General features: G+C 65.3%; 27 protein-coding genes, 1 tRNA gene and 1 pseudogene. 9 read left to right on the top strand and 20 right to left on the bottom strand.

The annotated features are described in order from the left end of the window. Positions 1-9 precede the first annotated feature (9 nt). On the top strand, positions 10-372 hold the full coding sequence (locus SIN08_RS22070) for an MliC family protein (protein ID WP_322453776.1): 363 nt from the start codon (positions 10-12) through the stop codon (positions 370-372). A gap of 103 nt (positions 373-475) precedes the next feature. Beyond that, entirely contained in the window at positions 476-2,761 is a 2,286-nt protein-coding gene (locus SIN08_RS22065; protein ID WP_322453775.1) for an acyl-CoA dehydrogenase, read from the top strand. A 33-nt stretch (positions 2,762-2,794) separates the two neighbouring features. On the opposite strand, the gene SIN08_RS22060 is transcribed toward SIN08_RS22065, so the two are convergent. Genes SIN08_RS22060 through SIN08_RS22050 form a run of 3 tightly spaced genes read right to left on the bottom strand, consistent with a single transcriptional unit; the run spans position 2,795 to position 3,721 of the window. Further along, on the bottom strand, positions 2,795-3,148 hold the full coding sequence (locus tag SIN08_RS22060) for an antibiotic biosynthesis monooxygenase (protein ID WP_322453774.1): 354 nt from the start codon (positions 3,146-3,148) through the stop codon (positions 2,795-2,797). After that, positions 3,145-3,477: an NIPSNAP family protein gene (locus tag SIN08_RS22055; RefSeq protein ID WP_322453773.1), complete on the bottom strand. Its 333-nt coding sequence runs from the start codon at positions 3,475-3,477 to the stop codon at positions 3,145-3,147. Before SIN08_RS22055 ends, SIN08_RS22060 begins: the two co-directional genes overlap by 4 nt. Before the next feature lie 31 nt (positions 3,478-3,508). Beyond that, positions 3,509-3,721: a DUF1127 domain-containing protein gene (locus SIN08_RS22050; RefSeq protein ID WP_322453772.1), complete on the bottom strand. Its 213-nt coding sequence runs from the start codon at positions 3,719-3,721 to the stop codon at positions 3,509-3,511. A 67-nt stretch (positions 3,722-3,788) separates the two neighbouring features. On the opposite strand from SIN08_RS22050, the gene SIN08_RS22045 reads away from it, so the two are divergent. Next, positions 3,789-4,466, top strand: a complete 678-nt coding sequence (locus tag SIN08_RS22045; protein ID WP_322453771.1) for a helix-turn-helix transcriptional regulator — start codon at positions 3,789-3,791, stop codon at positions 4,464-4,466. Positions 4,467-4,497: 31 nt separating this feature from the next. On the opposite strand, the gene SIN08_RS22040 is transcribed toward SIN08_RS22045, so the two are convergent. The 7 genes from SIN08_RS22040 to SIN08_RS22010 form a co-directional block, all read right to left on the bottom strand. Continuing rightward, a complete protein-coding gene (locus tag SIN08_RS22040; RefSeq protein ID WP_322453770.1) occupies positions 4,498-5,379 on the bottom strand; it encodes a 3-hydroxybutyryl-CoA dehydrogenase in 882 nt (293 codons plus the stop codon). A 118-nt stretch (positions 5,380-5,497) separates the two neighbouring features. After that, the gene (locus SIN08_RS22035) at positions 5,498-6,427 is read right to left on the bottom strand and encodes an electron transfer flavoprotein subunit alpha/FixB family protein (RefSeq protein ID WP_322453769.1); all 930 of its coding nucleotides are present in this window, start codon (positions 6,425-6,427) and stop codon (positions 5,498-5,500) included. A gap of 20 nt (positions 6,428-6,447) precedes the next feature. Continuing rightward, the gene (locus SIN08_RS22030) at positions 6,448-7,197 is read right to left on the bottom strand and encodes an electron transfer flavoprotein subunit beta/FixA family protein (RefSeq protein ID WP_322453768.1); all 750 of its coding nucleotides are present in this window, start codon (positions 7,195-7,197) and stop codon (positions 6,448-6,450) included. Positions 7,198-7,420: 223 nt separating this feature from the next. After that, the gene (locus tag SIN08_RS22025; RefSeq protein ID WP_322453767.1) at positions 7,421-8,140 is read right to left on the bottom strand and encodes a rhomboid family intramembrane serine protease; all 720 of its coding nucleotides are present in this window, start codon (positions 8,138-8,140) and stop codon (positions 7,421-7,423) included. A gap of 22 nt (positions 8,141-8,162) precedes the next feature. After that, positions 8,163-8,744 (bottom strand): cob(I)yrinic acid a,c-diamide adenosyltransferase, encoded by a 582-nt coding sequence (locus SIN08_RS22020; protein WP_322453766.1) that lies wholly within the window; start codon positions 8,742-8,744, stop codon positions 8,163-8,165. 15 nt (positions 8,745-8,759) lie between these two features. Further along, positions 8,760-8,957, bottom strand: coding sequence for a twin transmembrane helix small protein (locus tag SIN08_RS22015; protein ID WP_322453765.1), 198 nt, complete (start codon positions 8,955-8,957; stop codon positions 8,760-8,762). Positions 8,958-8,997: 40 nt separating this feature from the next. Further along, positions 8,998-9,831, bottom strand: coding sequence for an SDR family oxidoreductase (locus SIN08_RS22010; RefSeq protein WP_322453764.1), 834 nt, complete (start codon positions 9,829-9,831; stop codon positions 8,998-9,000). Positions 9,832-9,941: 110 nt separating this feature from the next. Between SIN08_RS22010 and SIN08_RS22005 the strand changes: the two genes are divergently transcribed. Continuing rightward, a complete protein-coding gene (locus SIN08_RS22005) occupies positions 9,942-10,793 on the top strand; it encodes a YihY/virulence factor BrkB family protein (RefSeq protein WP_322453763.1) in 852 nt (283 codons plus the stop codon). Here SIN08_RS22005 and SIN08_RS22000 read toward each other — a convergent pair. Further along, positions 10,760-11,650 carry a DMT family transporter gene (locus SIN08_RS22000; protein WP_322453762.1) on the bottom strand — a complete coding sequence of 297 codons (891 nt, stop codon included), beginning with the start codon at positions 11,648-11,650 and terminating at the stop codon, positions 10,760-10,762. The genes SIN08_RS22005 and SIN08_RS22000 overlap by 34 nt on opposite strands. 126 nt (positions 11,651-11,776) lie before the next feature. Between SIN08_RS22000 and SIN08_RS21995 the strand changes: the two genes are divergently transcribed. Next, positions 11,777-12,067 (top strand): hypothetical protein, encoded by a 291-nt coding sequence (locus SIN08_RS21995; RefSeq protein WP_322453761.1) that lies wholly within the window; start codon positions 11,777-11,779, stop codon positions 12,065-12,067. Here the strand turns inward: SIN08_RS21995 and gluQRS are convergent. Further along, complete coding sequence (gene gluQRS, locus SIN08_RS21990; protein ID WP_322453760.1) at positions 12,038-12,937, bottom strand: tRNA glutamyl-Q(34) synthetase GluQRS; 900 nt, start codon at positions 12,935-12,937, stop codon at positions 12,038-12,040. The genes SIN08_RS21995 and gluQRS overlap by 30 nt on opposite strands. A 97-nt stretch (positions 12,938-13,034) precedes the next feature. On the opposite strand from gluQRS, the gene SIN08_RS21985 reads away from it, so the two are divergent. Then, entirely contained in the window at positions 13,035-13,679 is a 645-nt protein-coding gene (locus tag SIN08_RS21985; RefSeq protein WP_322453759.1) for a DNA-3-methyladenine glycosylase 2 family protein, read from the top strand. A 133-nt stretch (positions 13,680-13,812) separates the two neighbouring features. Next, the gene (locus tag SIN08_RS21980; protein WP_322453758.1) at positions 13,813-14,370 is read left to right on the top strand and encodes an HNH endonuclease; all 558 of its coding nucleotides are present in this window, start codon (positions 13,813-13,815) and stop codon (positions 14,368-14,370) included. Positions 14,371-14,384: 14 nt separating this feature from the next. Here the strand turns inward: SIN08_RS21980 and SIN08_RS21975 are convergent, their stop codons facing one another. Continuing rightward, a complete protein-coding gene (locus SIN08_RS21975) occupies positions 14,385-14,888 on the bottom strand; it encodes a disulfide bond formation protein B (protein WP_322453757.1) in 504 nt (167 codons plus the stop codon). 7 nt (positions 14,889-14,895) lie between these two features. Next, positions 14,896-15,477 (bottom strand): YqaA family protein, encoded by a 582-nt coding sequence (locus tag SIN08_RS21970; RefSeq protein ID WP_322453756.1) that lies wholly within the window; start codon positions 15,475-15,477, stop codon positions 14,896-14,898. A 213-nt stretch (positions 15,478-15,690) separates the two neighbouring features. Here SIN08_RS21970 and SIN08_RS21965 point away from each other — a divergent pair. Beyond that, positions 15,691-15,775, top strand: a tRNA-Leu gene (locus SIN08_RS21965). Positions 15,776-16,100: 325 nt separating this feature from the next. Here the strand turns inward: SIN08_RS21965 and SIN08_RS21960 are convergent. From SIN08_RS21960 to SIN08_RS21950, 3 genes and pseudogenes are all read right to left on the bottom strand, one after another. Beyond that, positions 16,101-16,850 (bottom strand): annotated as a pseudogene (locus tag SIN08_RS21960) (ABC transporter ATP-binding protein); the annotation flags it as partial. Then, complete coding sequence (locus SIN08_RS21955) at positions 16,844-17,920, bottom strand: iron ABC transporter permease (protein ID WP_322453755.1); 1,077 nt, start codon at positions 17,918-17,920, stop codon at positions 16,844-16,846. The pseudogene SIN08_RS21960 and the gene SIN08_RS21955, both read right to left, overlap by 7 nt. Further along, positions 17,910-19,046, bottom strand: a complete 1,137-nt coding sequence (locus SIN08_RS21950) for an ABC transporter substrate-binding protein (protein ID WP_322453754.1) — start codon at positions 19,044-19,046, stop codon at positions 17,910-17,912. Before SIN08_RS21950 ends, SIN08_RS21955 begins: the two co-directional genes overlap by 11 nt. Before the next feature lie 109 nt (positions 19,047-19,155). Between SIN08_RS21950 and SIN08_RS21945 the strand changes: the two genes are divergently transcribed. Further along, positions 19,156-19,992, top strand: coding sequence for a class I SAM-dependent methyltransferase (locus SIN08_RS21945; protein WP_322453753.1), 837 nt, complete (start codon positions 19,156-19,158; stop codon positions 19,990-19,992). Positions 19,993-20,156: 164 nt separating this feature from the next. On the opposite strand, the gene SIN08_RS21940 is transcribed toward SIN08_RS21945, so the two are convergent. From SIN08_RS21940 to secA, 3 genes are all read right to left on the bottom strand, one after another. Next, entirely contained in the window at positions 20,157-21,434 is a 1,278-nt protein-coding gene (locus tag SIN08_RS21940) for a GNAT family N-acetyltransferase (protein WP_322453752.1), read from the bottom strand. Then, the gene (locus tag SIN08_RS21935) at positions 21,435-22,844 is read right to left on the bottom strand and encodes a lipopolysaccharide biosynthesis protein (protein WP_322453751.1); all 1,410 of its coding nucleotides are present in this window, start codon (positions 22,842-22,844) and stop codon (positions 21,435-21,437) included. A 218-nt stretch (positions 22,845-23,062) separates the two neighbouring features. Continuing rightward, entirely contained in the window at positions 23,063-25,789 is a 2,727-nt protein-coding gene (secA, locus tag SIN08_RS21930; protein WP_322453750.1) for a preprotein translocase subunit SecA, read from the bottom strand. Positions 25,790-25,861 lie beyond the last annotated feature (72 nt).

Below are 25,861 nucleotides of genomic sequence, written 5' to 3'. Positions count from 1 at the left end.
AGGGGATCGATGTCGCGCCTTGTCATTTCTGCCGCTTTCGGGCTTTTCAGCCTCATCGTTGGCGCGGCACACGCAGCGGAGGTCACGCTGTCGCTGCCGGGGGACGATCCGGTGGACCGCCGGACCGTCACATATGAATGCGGCGATGCCGGAACGCTGGATGTCGAGTACATCAATTCAGGCAGCGTTTCCCTCGCGGTCTTTGCCCATGACGGCGAGCCGGTGGTCGCCGCCAATGTGCTTGCCGCCTCGGGCGCGCGCTATGCCGGCGGCGTGTATGTCTGGTGGTCGAAGGGCAAGAACGGGTCTCTCTACAATCTCATGCAGGGGGAAGATGCGGCTCCCGTGGCCGAATGCGAGGAGGCGCAGTAGGCGCCACGGGCTTCCGGATGCACATTCGCGGAACATGGTCGCGGCGTGTGCCTTTCTGCATTAGTCTCGCGTGATGCGGGGCAGACAAGCAAAGGGCACATTCATGGATTTGCGCACATTCCGCCGCGACCGACTCACCGCGCCGATCTTCAAATGGGCCTCGCGCATCATGCCGCCGATCTCCGAAACGGAGCGCGAGGCGATCGATGCCGGGACGGTGTGGTGGGATGGTGAGCTGTTCACCGGCAACCCGGACTGGAACGCGCTTCTGATGATGCCGCCGGCCAGGCTTTCGGCCGAGGAACAGGCCTTCATGGACAATGAGGTCGCCGAGTTGTGCGGTCTCGTCGACGACTGGACGCTGAACTGGCGCGACCGGGACCTGGCCAAGTCCGTCTGGGACCATATGCGCGCCAAGAAGTTCTTTGGCATGATCATCCCGAGGAAGTATGGCGGCCTCGGCTTTTCCAATACTGCCCATTCGGAGGTGGTGCGAACGGTCTCCTCGGCCAGCGTGGTGGCCGGTGTCACGGTGATGGTGCCGAACTCGCTGGGCCCCGGCGAACTCCTGATGCATTTCGGCACGGAGGAGCAACGCGACTACTGGCTGCCGCGGCTCGCCGACGGGCGCGAGATTCCGTGTTTCGGGCTCACCTCGCCGGACGCTGGCTCCGACGCGGCGGCCATGCAGGATACCGGCGTGGTCGAATACGGCACCTGGAAGGGCAAGAAGGTGCTCGGCGTGCGGCTCAACTTCCACAAGCGCTACATCACGCTTGGACCCGTCGCCACGGTCATGGGACTCGCCTTCAAGATGCGGGATCCGGAAAACCACCTGGGCCGCGGCGAGGAACTGGGCATCACCGTTGCACTCCTGCCGATGGATACGCCGGGCGTTTCCCATGGCGAGCGGCACATTCCGCTCTTCACCTTCTTCCAGAACGGGCCGCTCTACGGCAAGGACGTGTTCGTGCCGCTCGACCACATCCTGGGCGGCGAAGCGCAGATCGGCCAGGGCTGGACCATGCTGATGACGGCGCTCGCCGCAGGACGCAGCATCTCGCTGCCGTCGCAGTCGGCGGCCTCGGCGGCCGTGAGCGCGCGGGCAAGCGGGGCTTATGCGCGGGTGCGCACGCAGTTCGGCGTGCCGATCGGCCTGTTCGAGGGTGTCCAGGAACCGCTCGCCGAGCTTGCCGGCAACGCCTATCTCATCGACGCCGCGCGGCGGCTGACGGTCGCCGCCCTCGACGAGGGGCACCGGCCGTCGGTCCTTTCGGCCATTATGAAATACCATGCGACGGAGCGTATGCGCCGCTCCTACACCCATGCGATGGACATCCACGGCGGCAAGGGCATCATCGAGGGCCCGCGCAACTATCTGGCCGCCGGCTATCGCTCCGTGCCCATCGGCATCACGGTGGAAGGCGCCAACATCCTGACGCGCAATTTGATGATCTTCGGACAGGGGGCGGTGCGCTCCCACCCCTATATGCTGAAAGAGATGCTGGCGCTTTCCGACGAGGACAAGACACGTGGGCTCGACGCCTTCGACCGGGCCTTCTGGGGTCATATCGGCCATGCGCTGAAGACGGCGGGCCGCGCCTTCCTGCGTGGCTGGTCTGGCGGCCGCATCGGTCCCGCCCCGCGTGATGCGGCGCTGCCTCACTATTTTCGGCGCCTGTCGCGCCACGCGGCGGCTTTTGCGCTGACGGCGGATCTGGCGCTGATGACCCTGGGTGGGGCGCTGAAGCGCAAGGAGCTGATTTCGGCAAGACTGGGGGACGTCCTGGCCGAGCTCTACCTGCTCGGTGCCGTGCTGAAGCGCTTCGAGGACGAGGGCCGGCAGGTGGAAGACCGGCCCATTGTCGACTATCTCATGCAGCAGGGCGAAAGCCGCATCGGCGCCGCCTTCAAGGGCGTTCTCGACAACCTGCCGGCGCGCTGGGCCGCGTGGCTGGCGCGCGCCATCGCCTTCCCTTTCGGCGTGCCGGAACCCGTGCCATCAGACCGGCAGATCGGCAAGCTGGCGGAGATCCTGATGAAGCCTTCCGCACAGCGCGAGCGGCTCGCCCCGGACCTTTATCTGGGGGAGGGCCACGCGGAGCATCCGATCAAGGATCTGGAGACCGCCTTCGCCCTGGTGGTGGAGGCCGCCCCCATCGAGAAGAAGTTGCGTGAGGCCCGCATCGAGGATCCGGACGAAGCGCGCGAGAAAGGTATCATTTCCGACGACGAGTTGGCGCGGCTTGCCGAGGTGAGGGCGGCGGTGGAAAAGGTTGTTGCCGTCGACGCTTTCCCTATGGAGGAAATCTCGCCGACGGCGGGCCAGCACAGGAGGACAAAGAGGACGGGCACCCGTGCCCGCCGGCAAAGGCAGCCGGCGCAGTAAGCGCCTGCTCCTCCGCTGGTAGGCTCAGGGTTCCTAGCTCTCGCCATCATGGGCCATGCGGGAATCCGCGGGCGCCTCGGCTCGCTCATGCATGCCGTAGGCGCGTACGACATGCGCGATCCGAAGCCGGTAGTTCTCGAAAATGCGGCCACGCCCGGCGGCTTGCGCGGCGCGATGTTCCTGCGTGTTGCGCCACGCCCTGACGGCCACCTCGTCGCGCCAGAAGGAGAGCGACAGGATACGGCCGGGTTCGCTCAAGCTCTGGAATCGCTCGATCGAGATGAAGCCGTCTATGCCGTCGAGCAACGGGCGAAGCTCGGCGGCGACTTCCAGATAAGTCTCGCGTTGCCCTGCCGCCGGCTCCACTTCGAAGATCACCGCGATCATGGCCTTGCGCTCTCGCCATGGGGGGCTGACGCGAGCTTCAGGAAAATCCGGTCCTCCCTGAGGATGAACCGCTCGCGCTTTGCGAACTCGTAGTTCTCGCGCCCGAGCGGGTCGGCGGCAAGCCGTGCGCGATAGGCTTCGTAATCGGCAAGACTGGCGATGTTGTAGACGCCGTAGGCGGTCGTGGCCGAGCCTTCATGGGGCGCGAAATAACCGATGAGATCGGCACCCGCGCGCGGGATCGCCTCGCCCCAGTTGCGCGCGTACCGTTCGAAGGCCTCGCGCTTGAACGGGTCGATCTCGTAACGGATGAAGCAGGTGATGGACATTGGTCTCTCCGTTTGCACTCAAGGTTCGTCGCTAGCGCCAGAAGGGCTTCCTGCATTCGCGGCGCACATCCTTCGGCGTCAGGCCGATATCGGCCAGAAGATGGTCATCGAGCTTCGCCAGCTGCCGTCGCTGCCGCCATCGTTCTTCGGCGCGGAGGAGCAGGGGGAGAATGGTCTGCAGTCGGAGCGAGCGTGCGCGCACGTCGCTGGGCGTGCTGTGTCGTCGCGAAATGATATCCGGCATCGCCTTGCTCCTTTCGCAAGGCGGGATAGCAGTTGTAGGGCGAAGATAGTTCGTTTACGGTCGAACTATGAAGGCAGGAACCGACATCGCGCAGATCGGCAGCCTCGTAGGCGACCCGGCGCGCGCCAATATGCTGGCCGCGCTCATGGGCGGAGTGGCCCTGACGGCAAGCGAGCTTGCGCAAGAGGCGGGCGTGTCCCTGTCCACGGCGAGCGCGCATTTGGCGAAGCTGACCGACGGCGGGCTCATCACCGTGGCGCGGCAAGGCCGGCACCGCTACTACGCGCTCGCCGACCGGCGTGTCGCGGCGATGCTGGAAGGCATAATGGGCATTGCGGCGGAGCTCGGGCCGAAACGCATTTCGCCCGGCCCGCGCGATCGCGCCATGCGCGAGGCGCGCATCTGCTACGATCATCTGGCGGGCGAGGCGGGCGTTGCCATGTTCGACAGTTTCATCCAGCGCGGCTTCATCGAACTGGAGGACGGGCAGCCTTTACTGACCGGAAGCGGCACCGCGTTCTTCGCGAGCGTGGACATCGACGTGGGAGACCTTCGCCGTAAGAGACGACCTTTGTGCAGGACCTGCCTCGATTGGAGCGTGCGGCGCGCGCATCTGGCCGGTGGTCTGGGTGCGGTGCTGCTCGAGCGCATTCTGACGAAAGGCTGGGCACGGCGGGAGCAGAACAGCCGCGTTATTCGATTTACGCCCATGGGGCGGCGCGAATTCGAGCTTTTCCTGCGCTAGGCTTCTGGGGCCACGCGATTCTAAACGCGCGTCAGCGGGTCGGCACCGGCGGATCCTCGCGGTAGTCGTAGAAGCCGCGGCCCGATTTGCGGCCGAGCCAGCCGGCCTCGACATATTTCACCAGCAGCGGGCAGGGACGGTATTTGGAATCGGCCAGCCCCTCGTAAAGCACCTGCATGATGGAGAGGCAGGTGTCGAGGCCGATGAAGTCGGCAAGCTGCAGCGGGCCCATCGGATGGTTGGCGCCGAGCTTCATGGCGGTGTCGATCGCCTCGACCGAGCCGACGCCCTCGTAAAGCGTGTAGATCGCCTCGTTGATCATCGGCAACAGGATGCGGTTGACGATGAAGGCGGGAAAGTCCTCCGCCACGGTGATGGTCTTGTCGAGGCTTTCGACGAAACCGCGGGCGGTCTCGAAGGTCAGGTCCTCGGTGGCGATACCGCGCACCAGCTCCACCAGCTTCATCACCGGCACCGGGTTCATGAAGTGGATGCCGATGAAGCGCTCGGCGCGGTCGGTCTGGGAGGCAAGCCGCGTGATCGAAATGGAGGAGGTGTTGGTGGCGAGCAGCGCTTCCGGGTTCAGGATCGGACAGAGCTGGGCGAAGATCTTGCGCTTGATCGTCTCGTCCTCGGTGGCCGCCTCGATGACGAGGTCGGCATCGGCGAGATCCTCCAGCACCTTTGCCGGGGTGATCTTGCCCAGCGCCTGTTGCCGGGTGCCGTCCTCCAGCTTTCCGGAGGAAACCTGGCGCGCCATGTTGCCGCTGATGGTGGCGATACCGGCTTCGATCCGTTCGGAAGAAATGTCGTAGAGCTTCACGTGATAGCCGGCCAGCGCGGTCACATGCGCAATGCCGCTTCCCATCTGCCCGGCGCCGACGATGCCTACCGTCTCGATCTTGCCCGTCATGTCACTGATCCTGTCGCAGGGCTTTGCGCCCGTTCACGAGGTTGCAGCGCAACCTAAAAGGGCGGGGCGACCGCGTCCACCCCGCCCTTCGTGAATTGTGCATGCAGTTACTTGTTTGTCAAAGCGCCTTTTCGAGTTCCGGCAGGGCCTCGAAGAGGTCGGCGACGAGGCCGTAATCGGCAACCTGGAAGATCGGCGCCTCCTCGTCCTTGTTGATGGCGACGATGACCTTGGAGTCCTTCATGCCGGCCAGATGCTGGATGGCGCCGGAGATGCCGCAGGCAATGTAGAGATCGGGTGCCACAACCTTGCCGGTCTGGCCCACCTGCCAGTCGTTCGGCGCATAGCCGGCGTCGACCGCCGCGCGGGACGCACCGACGGCCGCACCGAGCTTGTCGGCCACCGGCAGGATGACCTCCTCGAACTTCTCCGCCGAGCCGAGCGCCCGGCCGCCGGAGATGATGATCCTGGCGGAGGTCAGCTCCGGGCGGTCGCTTTCCTCGATCCTGTTTTCAACGAAGCTGGAAAGGCCGGGATCGTCCGCGGCGCCGACCGTCTCGACCGGAGCGGAACCGCCTGCCTCCGCCGGCTGGAAAGATGCCGTGCGCACGGTGATCACCCGTTTGGCGTCGGTCGATTCCACCGTCTGGACCGCGTTGCCGGCATAGGTCGGACGCTTGAAGGTCGCTGCATTCACCACCTCGATGATGTCGGAGACCTGCATGACGTCGAGCAGGGCCGCCACGCGCGGCATGACGTTCTTGCCCGTCGTGGTGGCCGGCGCGATCAGCGTATCGTAGCCTTCCGCCAGCGAGAGGATGGTGGCTGCCAGCGGCTCGGCCAGGCGCTCGGCGAGCGAATCGCTTTCGGCGAGAAGCACCTTGCGCACGCCGGCAAGCCCCGCCGCAGCTTCAGCGGCCGGCCCGGCGTTCCGACCGGCCACCAGAATATCGATATCGGGGCCGATCGCCGCGGCCGCGCTCAGCGCCTTGGCGGTCTGCTCGGAGAGTGACTGATTGTCGTGTTCGGCGATGAGAAGAATAGCCATCTGTCGTCTTTACTCCCGATTTAGAGCACGCCGGCTTCGTTCTTGAGCTTCTCGACGAGCTCGGCGACGGAGCCCACCTTGACCCCGGCCTTGCGGCCCGCCGGCTCCTCCGTCTTGAGGACCTTGAGCCGGGTCTTCACCTCGACGCCGTAGTCGGCCGGGCTCTTCTGGTCGAGCGGCTTCTTCTTGGCCTTCATGATGTTGGGCAGCGAGGCATAGCGCGGCTCGTTGAGCCGGAGATCGGTGGTGACGATGGCCGGCAGCTTGAGCGACACGACCTGCAGGCCGCCGTCGACCTCGCGCGTGACCGTCGCCTTCTCGCCGTCGATCTCCACCTTCGAGGCGAACGTGCCCTGGGCCCAGCCGAGAAGGGCTGCCAGCATCTGGCCGGTCTGGTTGGAATCGTCGTCGATCGCCTGCTTGCCGAGAATGATCAACCCCGGCTTCTCCGCCTCGGCGATGCTTTTCAGGATCTTGGCCACATCCAGCGGCTCCACCGCCTCGTCCGTCTTGACGAGCACGGCGCGGTCGGCGCCCATGGCGAGCGCGGTGCGGAGCGTCTCCTGCGCCTTGTCCGGTCCGATGGAGACGGCGACGATTTCCTCGGCCTTGCCGGCTTCCCTGAGGCGGAGCGCTTCCTCGACGGCGATCTCGTCGAACGGGTTCATCGCCATCTTCACATTGGCCAGTTCGACACCGGAACCATCCGCTTTCACCCGCGGCTTCACATTCGCGTCGATGACCCGCTTCACCGGTACGAGGATCTTCATGCGCATTCCTTTCTCAACTGTGCGGTCTTGGCGCTGAATAGCAGCGTGCGCCCCGCTTCGATGGCCGATTTCCGCCACGCTCCGGGGAAATTGAAACAGCGTGCAAACCTCGGATCAACGGACCATTCGCCGCAAGCCGCCGGACCGTAGTGAGCCTTTACGCGCACGTCAATATCCACGGCGCGAAGGTGCCGGCGTAGTGGGCGGAGAGGTGCTGCGGCCGTCATGAGCGTTCGATCTGCGCCGCCTCCGGCGCAACGATCCGACGGTCGAAAAGCGGTACGCCGCGCCGGCGCATCGGCACGACGAGGATCGTGCCGGCGACGATGCCGCCGATATGCGCGGCCCAGGAGACCTGGTTTTCCTCGTCGACCACGAACATGAAGAACTGCGTGCCGATCCACACGACAAGCGCCAGCCAGGCCGGCACGCGCAGGGGGATGCGCGCGAAGGCGAGTACCCACAGCTTCACGCGCGGATGAAGGACGAGATAAGCGGCGATGACGCCGGCAACCGCGCCCGAAGCGCCGATGAGCGGCGCCTGGGATTCGGGCATGACCATGCCGTGGAAGGCCGCGCCGGCCACGGTGCAGGCCAGGTAGAAGATCAGGTAGCGCAGGTGGCCGAGAGCATCCTCGACATTGTCGCCGAATACCCAGAGAAACAGCATGTTGCCGCCGAGATGCAAGAGATCGGCGTGCAGGAACGAATAGGTGATGTATGTGAACGGGGTCGGCACCAGATCGAGCTCCGGCGGCAGGACGGCCAGGTCGTAGGCAACGGAGGGAATGTAGCCGAGGCTCAAGGCGGTCGCCTGCGCAAGGCCGGTGCCGCCGAGCGATATGGCGCACCAGACCAGAAAGTTGAGGCCGATGATGCCGAGCGTCACATATTGATACCGGATGTGTTTCAGCCGGTTGGCGTCGTGGAGCGGTATGAACATGCCTGCCTCCCCCCACCCGCCGTCAGCGGTTTTCGCCCGGCACCCACAGCACGTCACCGGCACCGTTGCCGTTGGCCGCCCGGGCGGCGACGAAGAGGAAGTCGGAAACGCGGTTCATGTAGCTGATCGCCTCGCTGCCGACCGTTTCCCCGGGGGTACGGCTCAGCTCCACCATGAGCCGTTCGGCGCGGCGGGCGACCGTGCGGGCGAGGTGCAGGGCGGCGGCGGCCGGCGAGCCGCCCGGAAGGACGAAGGACCGCAGCGGTGCGAGGTCGGCATTCAGCGTGTCGATGTCGTGCTCCAGGCGCGCCACCTGCGCTGCGACGATGCGCAAGGGATCGTGGCCGGGCCTGGTCCCCGTCTCGGGCGTCGAGAGGTCGGCGCCAAGATCGAACAGATCATTCTGCACCCGCGCCAGCATCGCGTCGATCCCGGGATGCGCGGCGGCGGTGTGGATGCGCGCCATGCCGATGCAGGCATTGGTCTCGTCGACGGTGCCGAAGGCGGCGACCCGCAAATCCGATTTGAGGCGGCGCTCGCCCGTGGTCAGGCCCGTCGTGCCGCTGTCGCCGGTGCGGGTATAGATCTTGTTGAGCTTCACCATCGCCGCGCTTTCCCCTCAGTTGCTGGCCTGACTGTACCACAGCGCCAGTACGACGAGGACGATTGCGACCGCCTGCAGCGCAACGCGGGCCTGCATCAGCTTGTTGGACGTGTTGCCGGAGCCGCCGCGCAACATGTTGATGAGACCGCGGATCAGTACGAAGACGACCGCCACCATGACGGCGACGGCCAGGATGTTGAAGATGGTGGACATGGTTTCCTGCTTTGCTTCCTGGGAGGGACGGGCACCTGGGTCATGCCTGGGTGGCGAGCAGCCGGTAAAGGGCGGCGGCGGGCATGAAGCGCTTCATCGCCACGCCGATCTTCGCCGGCAAGGTTACGACATAGTGCGGCCGCGGGCGCGGGTTAACAAGCGCGTGGTGCAAAACCTTGTAAACCGCCTCCGGCCCGAGCTTGAGGCGTGAGGGGCGTCCGCCGCCCTCCAGCCGCGCAAGCTGCGCCTGATAGGCCGCGCGGTGGACCGAATTCTCCACGTCGATATGGCGCCGGAACCAGTAGAGCCCGTTGGTGGCGATCTTCGATCGCACGGGCCCGGGTTCGATGAGCGAGACATGGATGCCCGATCCGGCAAGCTCGGCACGCATGCACAGCATCAGCCCCTCGAGCGCGTGCTTGGAGGCCGCATAGGCGCCGCGATAGGTGACGGGCACGAGGCCGAGGATCGATGAGCAGTGGACGAGACGGCCGTGACCCTGGGAACGCATGATGGGCACGATGCGGCATGTGAGATCGTGCCAGCCGAAGAAATTGGCCTCGAACTGCTCGCGCAGGGCGTCGACGGACAGGTCCTCCACGGCGCCGGCCTGGGCGTAGGCGCCGTTGTTGAACAGCGCGTCCAGGCGGCCGCCGGTGCGCGACAGCACGTTTTCGACGAGGGCGGCGATCGAAGGGGGCTCCCGGTAATCGAGGTAAAAGGCCTCGATCCCGTCGTCTTCGAGCAGGCGGATGTCTTCGGGCTTGCGCGCCGTTGCAAAAACGCGCCAGCCGTCCTTTTTCAGGGCGCGGGCGCAATGGGCGCCGATACCGGAGGACGCGCCGGTCACGAGGATGGTCCCGTTCTTGTTCATCGGGGCTGCTTTTCCGCGATGGCAGGTTGCCTTACAGGGTACGGGTTTCACATATTAGGCTCGGCAAGACAAACGGCTATTCGGAACGCGATGTCATTCGAGGCGACAAGGTGCACTGGTTCAAGGCGCTGAGGCAGATCGGAGGAGATGCCTTCGGCCATTTCAACCAGGACGACGGCTGGGCGATGGCCAGCCATCTTGCCGTCAGCGCCATAATGGCGCTGTTTCCGTTTCTCATCTTCGCGACGGCGCTTGCCAGTTTCCTGGGCGCGCAGGCTTTCTCGGAAACGGCAGTGCACCTCGTCTTCGATACCTGGCCCGAGGAGGTGGCCGCGCCGATCGCAGCCGAGGTCGTTAGCGTCTTGAGCGTGCGGCGCGGGGACGTTTTGACCTTCGGCGTGATCGTCGCCGGGCTCTTCGCGTCCAACGGGGTGGAAGCCTTGCGCCTGTCGTTGAACCGGGCGTACCGGGTGGTCGAGCACCGGTCTTTCATCCGCGTGCGGCTGCAAAGCCTCTTGTTCGTCCTCATAGCGACGGCCGGCTTCCTGACGATCAGCCTGCTCCTGGTGGTCGCGCCGGTCGTGGCTGAGGTGGCGGCGGCGCGGCTGGAATGGATCGAGCCCTATATGGGTACCATCACCTTCTGGCGCTATGTGGTTGCGGTGACGGTGCTGATCTCGGCGCTGACGGCCATTCACATGTGGCTGCCGGCCGGGCGGCGCACGATGTTGGACATCCTGCCCGGCATCATCTTCACGCTTTTCGGATGGCTCGCCGGCTCCAGCGTCTTCGCCGCCTATCTGTCGCGTTTCAGCAGCTATGCCAACACCTATGCGGGGCTGGCCTCGATCATGGTCGCGGTGGTCTTCCTCTACATCATCTCGGTGGTGTTCATCCTCGGCGGCGAGCTCAACGCCGCCATCATGCGTTATCGCGGAACGCGCCTGACGAGCGAGGGCTGAACCGTCGCCAGCGCCACGCCCAGCGTGGTGATCACCATGCCGATGATCTGCAATGGCGTCAGCGTCTCGCCGAACAGCGCCCAGGCCATCACCGCCGTGACCGCGGGGACGAGGTAGAAGAGGGAGGCGACGCGCGCGACCGCACCCTTGCGGATCAGCACCATGAGCAGGAAAATCGCGCCCAGCGAGAGCACGAGCACCAGCCACGCCATGGCGAAGATCAGTTCGCCCGTGAGCACGAAGTGCTGGTTCTCGAAGAGAAGGGAGGCCGGGAAGGCGACCAGCCAGCCGCCCAGATACTGATAGAGCGTGCCGGTGATCAGGTCGGCATTGGTGACGAAGCGCTTTTGCCAGACCGTGCCGACGCTCATGGCGAGGACGGCGACAAGGCCTGCGCCGATGGTCGCGGCTGTCACGCCGCCCGTCACGTCGCCGAGCTTCGGCGACAGGACGACGGCCACGCCGACAAGCCCCACCGCGAGCCCCAGCCAAAGCCGCCGGTCCACGGTTTCGCCGGCGATCGCCCCGGCCATGACGGCGGTCAGCAGCGGCTGCAGCCCGATAATGAGACCGGCGATGCCGGCCGGCAGGCCGTGGCGGATCGCCCAGAAGACGCCGCCCAGATAGACGCCGTGCATCAGCATCCCGGCGATGCCCGCGTGGAGGGCCGTGCGCGGCGCCAGCCTGCGTGCACCCACCACGGGGATGAGCAGCAGAAGCAGCGCGAAGCTCAAGGCGAAGCGCACCCACAGAAAGGTGAAGGGTTCCGCCCAGGGCATGGCGTAGCGCGCGCCGATGAAGCCGGTGGCCCATAACAGGACGAACAGGGCGGGAATGGCTTTCTCGGCGGTGGCCATGGCAGATCCGGAGACTTAAACGAGGGTGCTTTGCGTTGTTTGCGGGCGGCAAGGAAAGCGAAAGTTTTCAATGGCAATGTCAATGGTGCTGAAGATCGGGAGAACTGGCCCAGGGGTGGCGGCACAATGCTGATGAAGCTCGATACCACCTGGCTGGTCTTCGCCGTCGCGACCGTGGCGATGCTCGCCTACATGTTTGCCATCGCGCTGCGCTCGCTTCTGGAGGAAGCAGGCTTCGGCCCGGTCCTCGGCGCCGCCATCATCACCTGCGGCTTCTTCGGCGCGATCCAGGCGGTCAATCTTCAGGGCGTGCGCTTCCAGACCATGCTGGAGGCGGCGATCGCCGGACTGGCAGGCGCCTTCGTCCTCTATCTCGTTCTGGTGCTTCTAAAACTGGTACTGGACCGCCTGGTCTAGCCCCACCATACGCAGGATGTCGCCGGGCGAGGCGCCGGCGGCACGCAGGGCGGCTATCCCCGTATCTCCCCGGCTCTTGGATAGCTTGCGCCCGTCGTCATCCAGGGCGAGGGCATGATGGTGGTAGGCCGGGACCGGCAGGCCGAGCAGTTCCTGCAGCAGGCGGTGAACGGCGGTAGCGTGGAACAGGTCGCGCCCGCGCACCACATGGGTGATGTCCTGCAGCGCATCATCGACGACCACCGCCAGATGATAGCTCGCCGGCATTTCCTTGCGGGCGATCACGACGTCGCCCCAGAGCTCCGGATGCGCTGAGACGCGGCCGGTCTCGCCGTCGGGACCGGCGCCGCTCTCCTCCCAGAAGAGCGGTTGGCCGACATGGGTTGCCGCGGCCTTCATGTCGAGCCGCCAGGCGAATGGATCGCCCGCTTCCATGCGCCGGCGGCGCTCCGCCTCGGAGCGCTGCCGGTCGACGGGGGGAAAGAGGGGGGCGCCGTCTGGGTCGCGCGGCCAGGCGGAGCCGTCGGCTTCGGCCTCGGCGACATAGACGCGCGCTTCGCCGCGGCTCATGAAGGAGGGATAGACGATCTCCGCATCGACCAGGCGCTCCAGAGCCTGCGCATAGTCGTCGAAGTGCTCCGACTGGCGGCGCACCGGCTCTTCCCATTCCAGGCCAAGCCAGGCGAGATCGCGATAGATCGCCTGCTCCAGTTCCGGCGTGCAGCGCGTGACGTCGATGTCCTCGATGCGCAGCAGGAAGCGGCCGCCGGCGGCGCGCGCCATGGCGAAGTTGAGCAGCGCCGAATAGGCATGGCCCAGATGCAGGGCGCCATTGGAGCTGGGGGCGAAGCGGAAGACAGGAGACGTCATGAGCCACGCAGGAAACGGATTGTGGTCGCCATCGTGTCGTTGCTAGAGGCTTTGAGGGACTATGGATGGTGCCGGACGGGGCCGCAAGGACCAAGACATGCAACGTATCGACACTGTGGAGGACCTTGCGCGCGGGCTCGATGCGCTGGTGGTGATCGATCCCCGGCTGGGGGCGGTGCGGGCGGCGGCGGGCCCGGTGCCGCTTCGGCGCAGTGCGCCCGGCTTCGACAGTCTTGTCTCCGTCATCGTCTCGCAGCAGGTCTCGCGGGCAAGCGCCGATGCCATCTTCAAACGGCTCAGCGCCAGGATCGATCCGCTGCTGCCGACCAGCCTCGCGGCGGCGGGGATAGCAACGCTGATCGAAGTCGGCCTGTCGCGCGCCAAGCAGCGCGCCTTGGCGGCGCTTTGCCGGGCCATCGAGGCGGGTTCGCTCGATCTCGACCGGCTCGGGCAACTGCCGGCCGACGATGCGGTCGCCGCGATGACGGCCGTTCCGGGCATCGGCCCGTGGACCGCGCAGGTCTACCTGCTTGTCGCGGCCGGGCATGCCGACATCTTTCCGGCGGGGGACGTGGCCCTTAGAAGCGCGGTGGCGCACGCCTTCGAACTTGATTCGCGTCCGGACATCAAAGGTCTGGCTGCCATGGCCGAATCATGGAGCCCCTGGCGCTCGGCTGCCGCGCGGCTCTTTTGGGCCTATTATCGTGAGATGAAGGGTCTTGAAGCGGCTCCGGCGGCTTGAAAGTCCGGAAAAACGGGGGCAAATGTCCTATTTGCCGGCGCTGGCAGCGTGATTAGACGCTTCACATTCCTGTCATCACCTGCTTACAGTATCGGCGTCGATCGGTTCGGCCTAGCGAAGGAGCCCAAGGAACGTGACGATCGCTGTATCGCCAGACGGTATGCCCGCTCTGGTGTTGAACGCGGACTATCGTCCACTCAGCTATTATCCCTTGTCACTGTGGTCGTGGCAGGATGCGATCAAGGCCGTGTTCCTCGACAGGGTCAACATCGTCGCCGAGTACGAGCACGCGATCTCGTCACCGTCCTTTACGATGCGGCTGCCCAGCGTGGTCAGTCTCAAGTCCTATGTGAAGCCGTCCCGCTACCCCGCCTTCACGCGGTTCAACGTCTTTCTGCGCGACCGGTTCCAGTGCCAGTATTGCGGGACGCGCGAGGATCTGACCTTCGACCACGTCGTTCCGCGCCGGCACGGCGGGGTCACCTCGTGGGAAAACGTCGTCGCCGCCTGTTCGCCCTGCAATCTCAGGAAGGGCGGCTTCATGCCGGCGCAGGCGAAGATGTGGCCGAAACAGAAGCCCTTCCGGCCGACCGTCTTCGACCTTCACAACAACGGCCGGCTCTTCCCGCCCAACTATCTGCACGAAAGCTGGATGGACTATCTCTACTGGGATGTCGAGCTGGAGCCCTGAGCCCGCCGTTCTTCTCAGCGTTTGAAAGCGCCGCTGAGGGCGACCGCCGCCAGGATGGCGCTCGCCACCACGTTCCAGCCGGCGAATGAAAGTCCCAGGAAGCGACCGGCGGCCTCGTCGCAGGCAGGCGGAACGACTTCGTTGAGCTGGTCGAGAAGGCTGCCGGCGCTCTCGACGGGGGCGACGACGCCGCAATCGGTGGGGCCCGCCCACCAGCCCCATTCGACGCCGGCGTGGTAGGTGCCGAGGCCGAGGCCCCACAGCATGAGGAGGCCGCCGGTAAGCAGCAGGCCGCGGGTGATGAGGGGCGGCCAGCGCAGGGCGGCCGAGGTGAGCGCAACGAGCATAACCGGCACGCCGATATAGTAGGGGACGCGCTGCTCCAGGCACAATTGGCAGGGAATAAAGCCGCCGATGTGCTCAAAGCCGAGTGCGGTGCCTACGGTGGCCGCCATGGCAAAGGCAAGGAAACCGGCGGCGGCGGTCTGCAGTGTGCCGGTCGGGGCGGTGAGCGTCATTACAACCTCAAAAAACGTATCTGACGGCGGCGAAACCGCCGACGAGCAAAACCATGAAAAGGGTGAAAAGAAGGCCCAGGTTCTTCTCGATGAAAATGCGGATCGGCGGGCCGAACATGTAGAGCAGCCAGGAGACGAGAAAGAAGCGCAGGCTGCGCCCGATGATCGAGACGGCAATGAAGACAGGCAGATTGAGCCCGGTCGCGCCGGAAAAGATCGTCAGCACCTTATAGGGGAAGGGGGTGACGGCGGCGAAGAGAACACCCCATCCGCCCCAGCGGTTGTACCAGTCGGCGACCTGCTGAAAGGCGTCCTCCTTCCCGTAAAAGCTCAGAATCGGCTGGCCCACGGCCTCATAGAGAAAGGCGCCGATGGCATAGCCCAGAAGGGCGCCCACGACCGAGGCGAGGGTGCAGATGAAGGCGTAGCGCAGCCAGCGCGTCCGCTCCGCAAGAACCATGGGGATCAGGAGGACGTCCGGCGGTATGGGAAAGAACGAGCTCTCGACGAAGGAGACGCCCGCGAGCCCCTTTTCCGCATGCCGCGTCGCCGCCAGCGACATGGTGAAGTCGTAGAGTCTGCGAAGCATCGGAAAGTGCCCTTGGATCGAGGCAATCTATGTAGCGGGCCCGCCGGGCAAGCGCAATGGCGCCACTGTCGGGGGAGTTGACGTCACCGCACCCGGCCTTATAGTCCGCGCCGGCTCACCTGTATCAGGTGCGGCTTCCTCTGTCGGGAGAAGGCCAAAGGCGCACGTGCAGAATGGGTGCAGGGCGCGGAGGCCGGGATCAGCGGCAGAAGTGCGGGCGTGGCGGAATTGGTAGACGCAGCGGATTCAAAATCCGCCGTCGCAAGACGTGTCGGTTCGAGTCCGACCGCCCGCACCACCCCTTCCTTCGCCAAGGCTTCACAGGGTCACTGGCGGCCCGAGAAGGCTTGCTGCGAACAGGACCAACTCAGGATCGAGATCGCGCCGTCATAGTGCACCAAAACTTCGCGCAAGCCCTATCCCAGCTATGAGATCGGCCGGGAAGAAGTCACCCGCGTCGCCCGTCGAGCGCGTGCTCGCGGCGATGGGGCGGCTCTAGTCTCTATATGCTGCCGCCGCTTTCACGATGCCTGGACGGTCATTGCCGCACCTTCGCTGCGCTGGCGGTCCGGTTTGCCGATTTCCGATTCGGCGACGTGCCAGGCGAACGTGCGGCTTTGGGCCGCCACGCCGTCGACGATGATATGCCCGAGCCCGTGGGAGCAGGTCTCGATCCGGGCCTCGACGTGATAGATCTCGCGCAGCAGCGCCGGCGTGATGATGTCCGGCGCCGGCCCGCAGGCGACGAGGCGGCCGCCTGCGACCACTATGGCCTGATCGCAGAAGCGCAGCGCGTGGTTGAGGTCGTGCAGTGCAATCAGGACGACCATGCCGCGCGCTCGGGCAAGGTTTCGCATCAGACCGAGCACTTCCACCTGGCGCGACAGGTCGAGCGCCGACGTCGGCTCGTCCATCAGCAGGATTTCCGGCTCGCGCACCAGGGTCTGGGCGAGGCTCGCGAGTTGCCGCTGGCCTCCGGAAAGCTCGCCGATGTTGCGAAAAGCGATGTCGGAGATGCCGAGCGCTGTCAGGGCCTCGTCGATGCGGGCGAGGTCCTCCTCGTCCACCGACCAGCCCGCCCCCTGCTTGCGGGCGAGCAGCACCGATTCATAGACGGTGAGCACCGCGTTGGCGGATGTGTCCTGCGGCATGTAGCAGATACTGTCGCGGCCCTTGCGGTTTCCCTCCACGTGCACGATCCCCGGCCCGGGCAAAAGACCGGCCACGCGCTTGAAGAGCGTGGACTTGCCGGCAGCGTTCGGGCCGATGACGGCCACCACGTCGCCGCCTTGGAACTTCGGCGTCGCCACGCCTTCGAGCAGTAGCTTCCGGCCATAGCGTGCGCCGAGGGATTCGAGCCGGATGGTCACCATGAGCGCCTCGTGCCGGAGAGGATGAGGGAGATGAAAAACGGGATGCCGATCAGCGAGGTGACGATGCCGATCGGGAACACCGTGCCGGGTACCAGGGATTTGCTCGCCACGGAGCTGGCCGAGAGGATAAGCGCGCCGGAAAGCGCCGAAGCCGGCAGGAAGAAGCGCTGGTCCTCGCCGATGATCATGCGCGCAATATGCGGGCCGACCAGCCCGATGAAGCCGATTGTGCCGACGAAGGCGACGGGAATGGCGGCGAGAAGGCTGACCAGCATCAAGGTCTCCATCCTGAGGCGCGCCACCTTTATGCCGAAGCTCGCCGCCTTGTCCTCCCCGAGCCTGAGTGCCGTCAGTGCCCAGGCGCGCCGCGCGAAGACCGGCAGGACGGCCGCCAGCACGAACGTGGTGACGGCGAGCTTGGGCCAGGTGGCCTTGGTCAGGCTGCCCATGGTCCAGAAGACGACGGCCGCCAGCGCTTCGGCCGAGGCGAAGAACTGGACCAGCGCCAGCAGCGCATTGAAGGTGAAGACCAGCGCGATACCGAGCAGCACGATCGTTTCGACCGTCACCCCGCGCTTGACGCTGAGCAGGTGGATGAGGAGCGCGGCCAGCATGGCCATCACGAAGGCGTTGACCGGCACCACATACGCGATCGCCGCCGGGATGAGCGCCACGCCGAAGGCGAGCGCCAGGGCGGCGCCGAAGCTGGCGGCGGCGGAAATGCCCAGGGTGAACGGACTTGCAAGCGGATTGTTGAGGATGGTCTGCATCTGCGCGCCGGCAACGCTCAGGGCCGCACCGACGACCACGGCCATCAGCGCTACCGGCATGCGGATCTCCCACAAGACCACCCGCACCTGTTGCGGGACGGCATCCGGGGTGAGCAGCGCCCGCACCACCTCGCCCAGGCCGTAGCGGGCGGGGCCGAGCGCCAGGTCGACACAGAGGCTGAAGAGGAGCGCTGCCCCAAGGCCGGCGAGTATAAGCTGCCGCCGCCAGACGAGGGCGCGGTAGCGCCCGCGCCCGCCGGCGGTCTCCACAGTGGCTGTTATCGCCCTCTCACTCGCCATCGGAAAGCGAGACCCAGTGGCCCGGCTTGTAGGCAACGGGCAGGAAACGCTCGTGCAGTTCCTCGAACGTCGCCTCGGGGTCGAGGTCGGCGAAGAGTTCCGGATGCAGCCACTTCGCCATCTGCTGGATGGCGACGAACTGGTAGGGGCTGTTGTAGAACTGGTGCCAGATGGCGTGAACCTGTCCGTTCTCCACTGCAGTGACACCGGTGAAGGCCGGCCGCTCCGTGAGCTCCTCGAGCTTGCGCAGGGCCTCCGCCTGGTCCCGACCGGGGCCGACGCCGACCCAGGCGCCCCCCGGCACGTAGGCTTCCCACCAGCCGCCGGTGACGATGATCTGGTCGGGGTCGGAGGCGATGATCTGCTCCGGATTCACCGTGCCGAAGGTGCCGGGGATGATGTCCTTGGCGATGTTCGTGCCGCCGGCCATTTCGACGAACTTGCCGAAATTGTCGTCGCCGAAGCTCATGCAGCAGTCGTCCGAATAGCCGCCGGCGCGTTCGACGAAAACGGCCGGACGTTGCGGATTCGCCTTCTCGATGACGTCCGTCACACGCCTGATCTCGGCCGCGCGCCAGGCGATGAACTCTTCGGCCCGTTCCTCCTCGCCAAAAAGCTTGCCGAACAGGCGCATGCTGGGCTCGGTGTTGGTGAAGGGGTGCTCGCGGAAATCGACGTAGACGAGCGGAACGCCGGCTGCGGCGAGCTTCTCGATATACCGCGCGTCCTCGGTTGCCTGCCTGGACTCGATGTTCATGATGACGACGTCGGGTTCCAGGGAGACTGCCTGTTCGACATCGAAGGTGCCGTCCTTGAAGCCGCCGAAGGTGGGCAGTTCCTCCATCTGCGGAAATTTTTCCAGATAGAATGCGTAGTTGTCGGGATCGGCGCTTTTGAAATCGTCGCGCCAACCCACCACCCGCTTGAACGGATCGTCCGGATCGAGCGCGGCCACCAGATAGACCTGCCGGCCTTCGCCCAGGATCACCCGGTCTACGGGAACGTCGACCTCGACCTCGCGGCCCGCGACATCGGTCACCGTGACCGTTTCGGCTCCGGCGACGAGGGTTGTCGACAGGACTGCGACGATGGCCGCTGCGCCGGCCGCGAGTTTATGGAAATTCATGGTGGTCCCGCTTAAAAGTTGACTCTGGATCGCGACTTATAAAATACAACTTCTTTTCTCAAGAAATATCTTTTAGAGCGGTTCCAAACTGGTGGACGGCTGGGCGGGGATGTCAGGACGGGCCAACTATTCGCTGCGCGACGAGATACGCGACTACTGGTCGGCGCGCGCCGAGACATTCGATTTTTCGGTGGGGCACGAGATTTTCTCGGAAGAGGAACGCGCGGCGTGGCACCGGCTGATCCTCAAGCATCTGGGGCCGGGGGAGCGGCGGCGGGCGCTCGACCTCGCATGCGGCACGGGCGTCGTCTCCCACCTCATGCACGACCTGGGCTACACCGTCACCGGCCTCGACTGGTCGGAGGCCATGCTCGCCAGGGCGCGGGCCAAGACGGCGGATCGCAAAAGCGATATCCGCTTCCTGCTCGGCGATGCGGAACGTACGCTCGAAGAGCCTGAGAGCTACGACGTGATCGTCACCCGTCACCTTGTCTGGACCCTCGTCGACCCGCAGGCCGCCTTCACCGAGTGGTTCTCGCTTCTGAAGCCCGGCGGGCGCCTGCTGATCGTCGACGGCGACTTCGTCACGGAGACCTGGGTGAGCCGCATGCGCAGGGTCATCGAGAAGCTCCGACCCGAAAAGGAGGAACCGTCCGCCCTTGGTGCCGAGATGCGGGCGAGACACCAAAGCATCCTGTCACGCGTTTATTTTTCCCGAGGCGCCAGGGCGGAGCAAATAAGCCGGCTTGTTTTAGAGGCAGGCTTCCTGGAGCCGGTGATCGATAAGCGCCTCGGCGCCATTCATCGGGCCCAGGCGCGGCATATGGGCTTTCTCAAGGCGCTGGAGCGCGCGGTGCAATACCGTTACGCGATCTGCGCGAGCAAGCGCGCGGAGGCATCAAAGACATCCCGGGAGCGCCGCCTCAGCGCGGCCGCAACCGGATGAAACGGAGCCGCGGGTGCACGGCCCTCCTTTGACGCCGATCGGGTGCGCGGTGTGGAGGAGACGAAGCCACTCACAGCCGGAAGGCACCGGACGTCTACCCAGGCGGAGCGGGACGCCGACGCCTGCAATAGGATAGAACCGGCAAGCTGGCGCGTCCCTCCACCTCAACGGCGTTTCACCAGCCGGCGGACCCGGTTGCGCAGAAGGCGCATCATATTGCGGGTTTCGCGGTGGAAATGGATCTGCCCCGCCGCCTGGTGGGCGGCCTTTTCGCTGCCCGGCGTCAGGCCGATGACAAGGGTGGCGATCGAGCGACGTTCCGCCCAGAGCCGGCTCATCACCGGATGGTCGGGAACGGCGCACGAATCGGTGCAGTCGATATTGGGATCCTCGAGGTGGCACTTGGTCACCTCGATCATCAGGAGCGTGCCGGGGGAAAACGCCGCGTAACTCTCGTCATAGGCCGTCTTCCATGTATAGGCGACACCCGACTCCACGAAAACGACGATGCAGGCGATCGGTTTTTCATCGAGCGTAAGTGTGTGAATGCGGCAAAGATCGCGCTCGCCCAGCCTGTCGACGGCCTCGCGGGCGAAGGCGGCGCGATAACGGTCCACGGCCATCGCCGTGCGCTCGCGGCCCTTCCAGCCGGAAGCTTCCAGGCTCAGAAAGGTCTCGATGCCGTTCCTGATTTCCTGGGCGGTACGGGCGATGTGGTGTTCCAGCCGGCCCTGCTCGGCCAGTCGGCGTTTGAGGCGCCGGAACTCCCGGTAGTGATGCGCGCGCAGGCTGTTGCGCAGATAGGTTTCGCCGTCGAGCGTGCTTTGCAGGAACGGGCGCTCGGCCGTCGCCGCGACCGTCAAGGGTAGATTGGCGGCCTCGGCGGTCGCCCGCAGCGCGGCGGCGAAAGGACCGTCGAGACGCGTTTCCGGCAACACCAGCACCTTCGGCAGGCCGAGATGCGGCCGGGCGAGGATGGCGAGGAAATCCTCGATCACGCCCGGCGGATCGTCGAAGTCGACGAGCGGCGTGCCGAGCGGTGCGAAGGGGTTCGACCAGGTGCGCATGACGGCGGCGCCAAGCGGGGTGGCGGGGCGTTCGACCGAGAAAGGCATCAGAAGGCGCAGGCGGCTTCTCTCCTCCGTGCCGTCGCGAATGACGGCAAGCCGCACTTCCCGGTCCTCCAGCCGGGGCATGGCGGGTGCGAGAAAGCGCGGGTTGAAGAAGACATTCGGCTCTATGGCGCGGGCGCACAGATGGTCGAGCTCGTCGACGAGGTCGAAACCGGCGGAGGCGGAATAGATGGCAAGCTTTCGCAACGGCCGGGTGGAGGAGAAGAGCTCCAGGTCGGCCCCCTCCGGTGTCTCCCGGATGCCGGCAAGATGCCCGACAAGGGCGCCCGAGGCGCCGCCGATCTCTTCGACAATTGGGGTGGCTGCCATCTAGAGCGCCTCCTTTCGTGGTGTTGCCGGCAGGAACACGGCCATGGCGATGCCGAGTCTCCACCAGACGGTCAGGGAAAGCATCGCGGCCTCGAAAAGCACGGCGACGGTCGTAGCCAATGCGGCCCCCCAAAGGCCGAGCGCCGGAATGAGGAGAATGTTCAGGCCAATATTGATCGCCAGGGTTGCCGCATAGACGGCGGCGCAGGCGTTCTGGTGGCCGCTCATCGTCAAAAGCGCCTCGGCCGGTCCGACAGCCGAGCGGCAGACGATCGCCACGACGAGCAGGAAGAGAAGGGGATAGCCGGTCTCGAAGCCCGGGCCGAACAGCATGAGTATGGGTTTGCCCAGGAGGAGAACGACCAGCCCCATGGCGAGGGAAGGCCAGAAGGACCAGGAGACCGTCTCACGGGCAAAGTGCGCCAGTGCCGTCGTCTCGCCGCTGTGCAGGAAGGCGGCATAGCGCTGCGCCGCGCCTGCTTTCACCGCGAAGGAGACGAAATGGACCAGCGCCAGGGTCTTCACCGCGGCGTAGTAGACGGCGACGTCGGTGGGCGGCAGGAAGCGGCCGACCATCAGCACGTCGGCGTTGGTCAACAGGAAGAAGAAGCCTTCGACGAGGAAGATCGGCAGCGATACCGCGGCCCAATACCGGGGCAGGAAGCGCGGCCGTTCCTTAAGCCCGCGTTCGGCGCGCGTGCCGACGACGGCGAGCTGGATGAGCGTCGTCGCGTAGGTGGCGAGGATCGCGGCGACCATCGCGGTGGTTGCGTTGGGCGTATAGCCGGCAGCGTAGCCCGCCCATAGGAAAACCAGGATGAGCAGCGGGCGCATGAAGTAGGCCGGCGCCATGGCCCACAACGCCCAGGAATTGGCCCTGGCCACACCCTCGAGCTGGTCGCCGAGCGCGATCATCGGCAGGCAGACGAGACTCAGATAGAAGGGCACCACATAATAGCTTTCGATCCACCCCTGCAGGAACCAAATGCCGAGCGCGCCGAGTGCGGCACAGGCGCTGGAGAACAGCAGCACGAAGAGACGGCCGGCGATGAGAATGCCGCGCAGCTCCGCCATCTGGCCGCGCGTACGATACTCCGGGATGAAACGGATGACGGAGGTGTCGAGCCCCAGGCAGGAGATGCTGCCGAGGATGATGACCGTCACCCAGACGAGAACGAAGATGCCGTATTCGAACCCTCCCATGTAGCGGGCGAGCAGCACCTGGCTCAAAAAGGCGATGGCGGCGTTCACGATTCGCGCCAGGAAGACGATGATCGTCATGCGCCCGGCCTCGCCGCGCGCGTCGGGCGAGCGCATCAGCGTATCGAAACGCTCCGCCCAGGGCCGCGCACGCGCGGCCAGCCGCCCCGGCAGGAAACGTTCTGCAGTCGTTGCTGCTGAGAAGCGCACGCACTACTCTCCGCTTCACATTGACGGGGTGTTCTAGCGCAGAGTCTTTAAGAGCACGTTGCGAAAAGGATAGGGGAGGTCAACTGCCCGCGTTATCCCGGCCGATCGCGGGGGAGTCTTTGACCTGTCGGCCTTGGACCTGCCGGCCGTGCCCGGTTCCCAGCGGCAGCAGCTTCATTGCTTGCTGCGGAAACCGGCCGGGCTGATGATCCAGCGCTCTATGCAAATGCCCCGTGGCAGTGCTTGTACTTCTTGCCGGAGCCGCAGGGGCAGGCTTCGTTGCGGCCGACCTTGCCCCAGGTGGACGGATTTTTCGGATCGCGCTCCGCGGCCGGCACGGTGCCCGTCTCGGCGCGGGCCAGGGTCATCGTGTCACCGTCGAACTCGTCCTCGCCGGTGGTCTCGTCGAGGTGATGGGCTTCCATGTCAGGCGTTTTCGGCGGCGGGGCGTCGGCGGCCTCGCGCACCAGCTCCACGCGCATGAGCTGCGCCGTCACCACCTGGCGCAAATTGGCCAGCATCGACTGGAAGAGCTCGAAGGATTCGGTCTTGTATTCGTTGAGCGGGTCGCGCTGGGCATAGCCGCGGAAACCGACGACCGATCGCAGATGGTCGAGATTGACGAGATGCTCGCGCCACAGGTGGTCGAGCGTCTGGAGCAGGATCGATTTTTCGACATAGGTCATGATGTCGGGACCGAAGCGCTCGGCCCGTTCGGCCGCAGCCTTGTCGGCGGCCTCGGTGATGCGGGCGCGGATGTCGTCCTCGGCGATGCCTTCCTCCTGCACCCACTCCTCGATGGGCAGGTCGAGATTGAGGCTTGCCAGCACGCCTTCCTTGAGCCCCTTGGCATCCCACTGCTCGGCATAGGCCTTTTCCGGGATGTGCCGGTCGACGAGATCGTCGATGACGTCCTGACGCATTTCGGCGACGGTCTCGGACAGGTTCTCGCCATCCATCAGTTCGATCCGCTGCTCGAAGACGACCTTGCGCTGGTCGTTCATCACGTCGTCGAACTTGAGGAGGTTCTTGCGGATGTCGAAGTTGCGCGCCTCGACCTTCTTCTGGGCCTTTTCCAGCGCCTTGTTGATCCATGGATGGACGATGGCCTCGTCCTCCTTCAGCCCCAACTTCTGCAGCATGCCGTCCATTCGGTCGGAGCCGAAGATGCGCATGAGGTCGTCCTGGAGCGACAGGTAGAACTTGGAGCGGCCGGGGTCACCCTGACGGCCGGAGCGACCGCGAAGCTGGTTGTCGATGCGGCGGCTCTCGTGGCGCTCGGTGGCCAGCACGTAGAGGCCGCCGGCGGCAATCGCCTTTTCCTTCAGCCGCTGCACATCCTCGCGGATGGCCTTTTCCTTCGCCTCGCGTTCGGGCCCTTCAGGCATGTCGCCAAGCTCGTCGGCGATGCGCATGTCGGGATTGCCGCCGAGCTGGATGTCGGTACCGCGGCCGGCCATGTTGGTGGCAATGGTGATGGCGCCGGGCTTGCCGGCCTGGGCGACGATGGAGGCCTCGCGCTCATGGTGGCGGGCGTTCAGGACCTCGAAATCCTTGATGCCTTCCTTGCGCAGCCTTTCGGCCAGATACTCCGACTTTTCGATCGACGTGGTGCCGACCAGGATCGGCTGGCCCTTCGCCCGCGCCTCCTTGATCTCATTGACGATCGCCCGATACTTCTCCTCGACCGTGCGATAGACCTCGTCGTCCTCGTCGAGGCGCTGGACGGGCAGGTTGGTCGGGACCTCGGCCACATCGAGACCATAGATGTTGCCGAACTCCTCCGCTTCCGTCGACGCCGTGCCGGTCATGCCGGCGAGCTTGTCGTACATGCGGAAATAGTTCTGGAAGGTGATGGAGGCCAGCGTCTGGTTCTCGGGCTGGATCTTGACGTGCTCCTTCGCCTCGAGTGCCTGATGCAGGCCTTCCGAGTAGCGCCGGCCGGGCATCATGCGGCCGGTGAACTCGTCGATGATGATGAGATCGCCGTTGCGGACGATATAATCCTTGTCGCGCTGGAAGAGCTTGTGCGCCTTGAGCGCGTTGTTGAGGTGATGGACGATGGCGACGTTCTCGACGTCGTAGAGCGACTCGCCCTTGAAGAGGTCCGCCTCGCGCAGCAGCTCTTCCACCTTTTCCGTGCCTTCCTCGGTGAAGGTGGCGGTGCGCTGCTTCTCGTCGATTTCGTAGTCACCCTCGTCGAGCTTGAGGATGAAGGAGTCGATAGTGGTGTAAAGCTCGGACCGGTCGTCGAGCGGGCCGGAAATGATCAGCGGCGTGCGGGCTTCGTCGATCAGGATCGAGTCCACCTCGTCCACGATGGCGTAGTAGTGGCCGCGCTGCACCATCTGGGTGCGCTCATATTTCATGTTGTCGCGCAGGTAGTCGAAGCCGAGCTCGTTGTTGGTGCCGTAGGTGACGTCGCAGGCGTAGGCCGCGCGGCGCTCGTCGTCGGACAGGCCGTGCACGATAACGCCGGTGGTCAGGCCCAGGAAGCCATAGAGCTTGCCCATCCATTCGGCGTCGCGGCTGGCGAGGTAGTCGTTGACCGTGACGACATGCACGCCCTTGCCGGTCAGCGCATTCAGGTAAACGGGGAGCGTCGCCACCAGGGTCTTGCCTTCGCCGGTCTTCATCTCCGCGATGGAGCCCTCGTGCAGCACCATGCCGCCGATAAGCTGAACGTCGAAGGGACGCAGCCCGAGCGCCCGGCGCGAGGCTTCCCGCACCGCCGCGAAGGCGGGCACTAGGAGATCGTCGAGGCGCGCGCCGTCGGCCAGCTTCTTGCGGAATTCCTCGGTCTTGCCGCGCAGCGCCTCGTCGGAAAGCGCCTGCATCTCGCCTTCGAGGGCGTTGATCGCTTCGACACGGGGGCGGAAGCCCTTGATGCGGCGCTCATTGGCTGAGCCGAAAATCTTGCGGGCGATACCGCCGAAACCGACCATTATCTGGTCCTTTCAATTCGCGATGCGCCGATGGCTGGTCACCGGCTCGTTTCGCCAGTTATACCCCGGCGC

It is taken from the genome of Chelativorans sp. M5D2P16 (assembly GCF_034427935.1).
Taxonomy (GTDB): Bacteria; Pseudomonadota; Alphaproteobacteria; order Rhizobiales; family Rhizobiaceae; genus Chelativorans.
The sequence above is the reverse complement of the archived record's forward strand: the minus strand, read 5'-3'. Positions and strand labels throughout refer to the sequence as shown.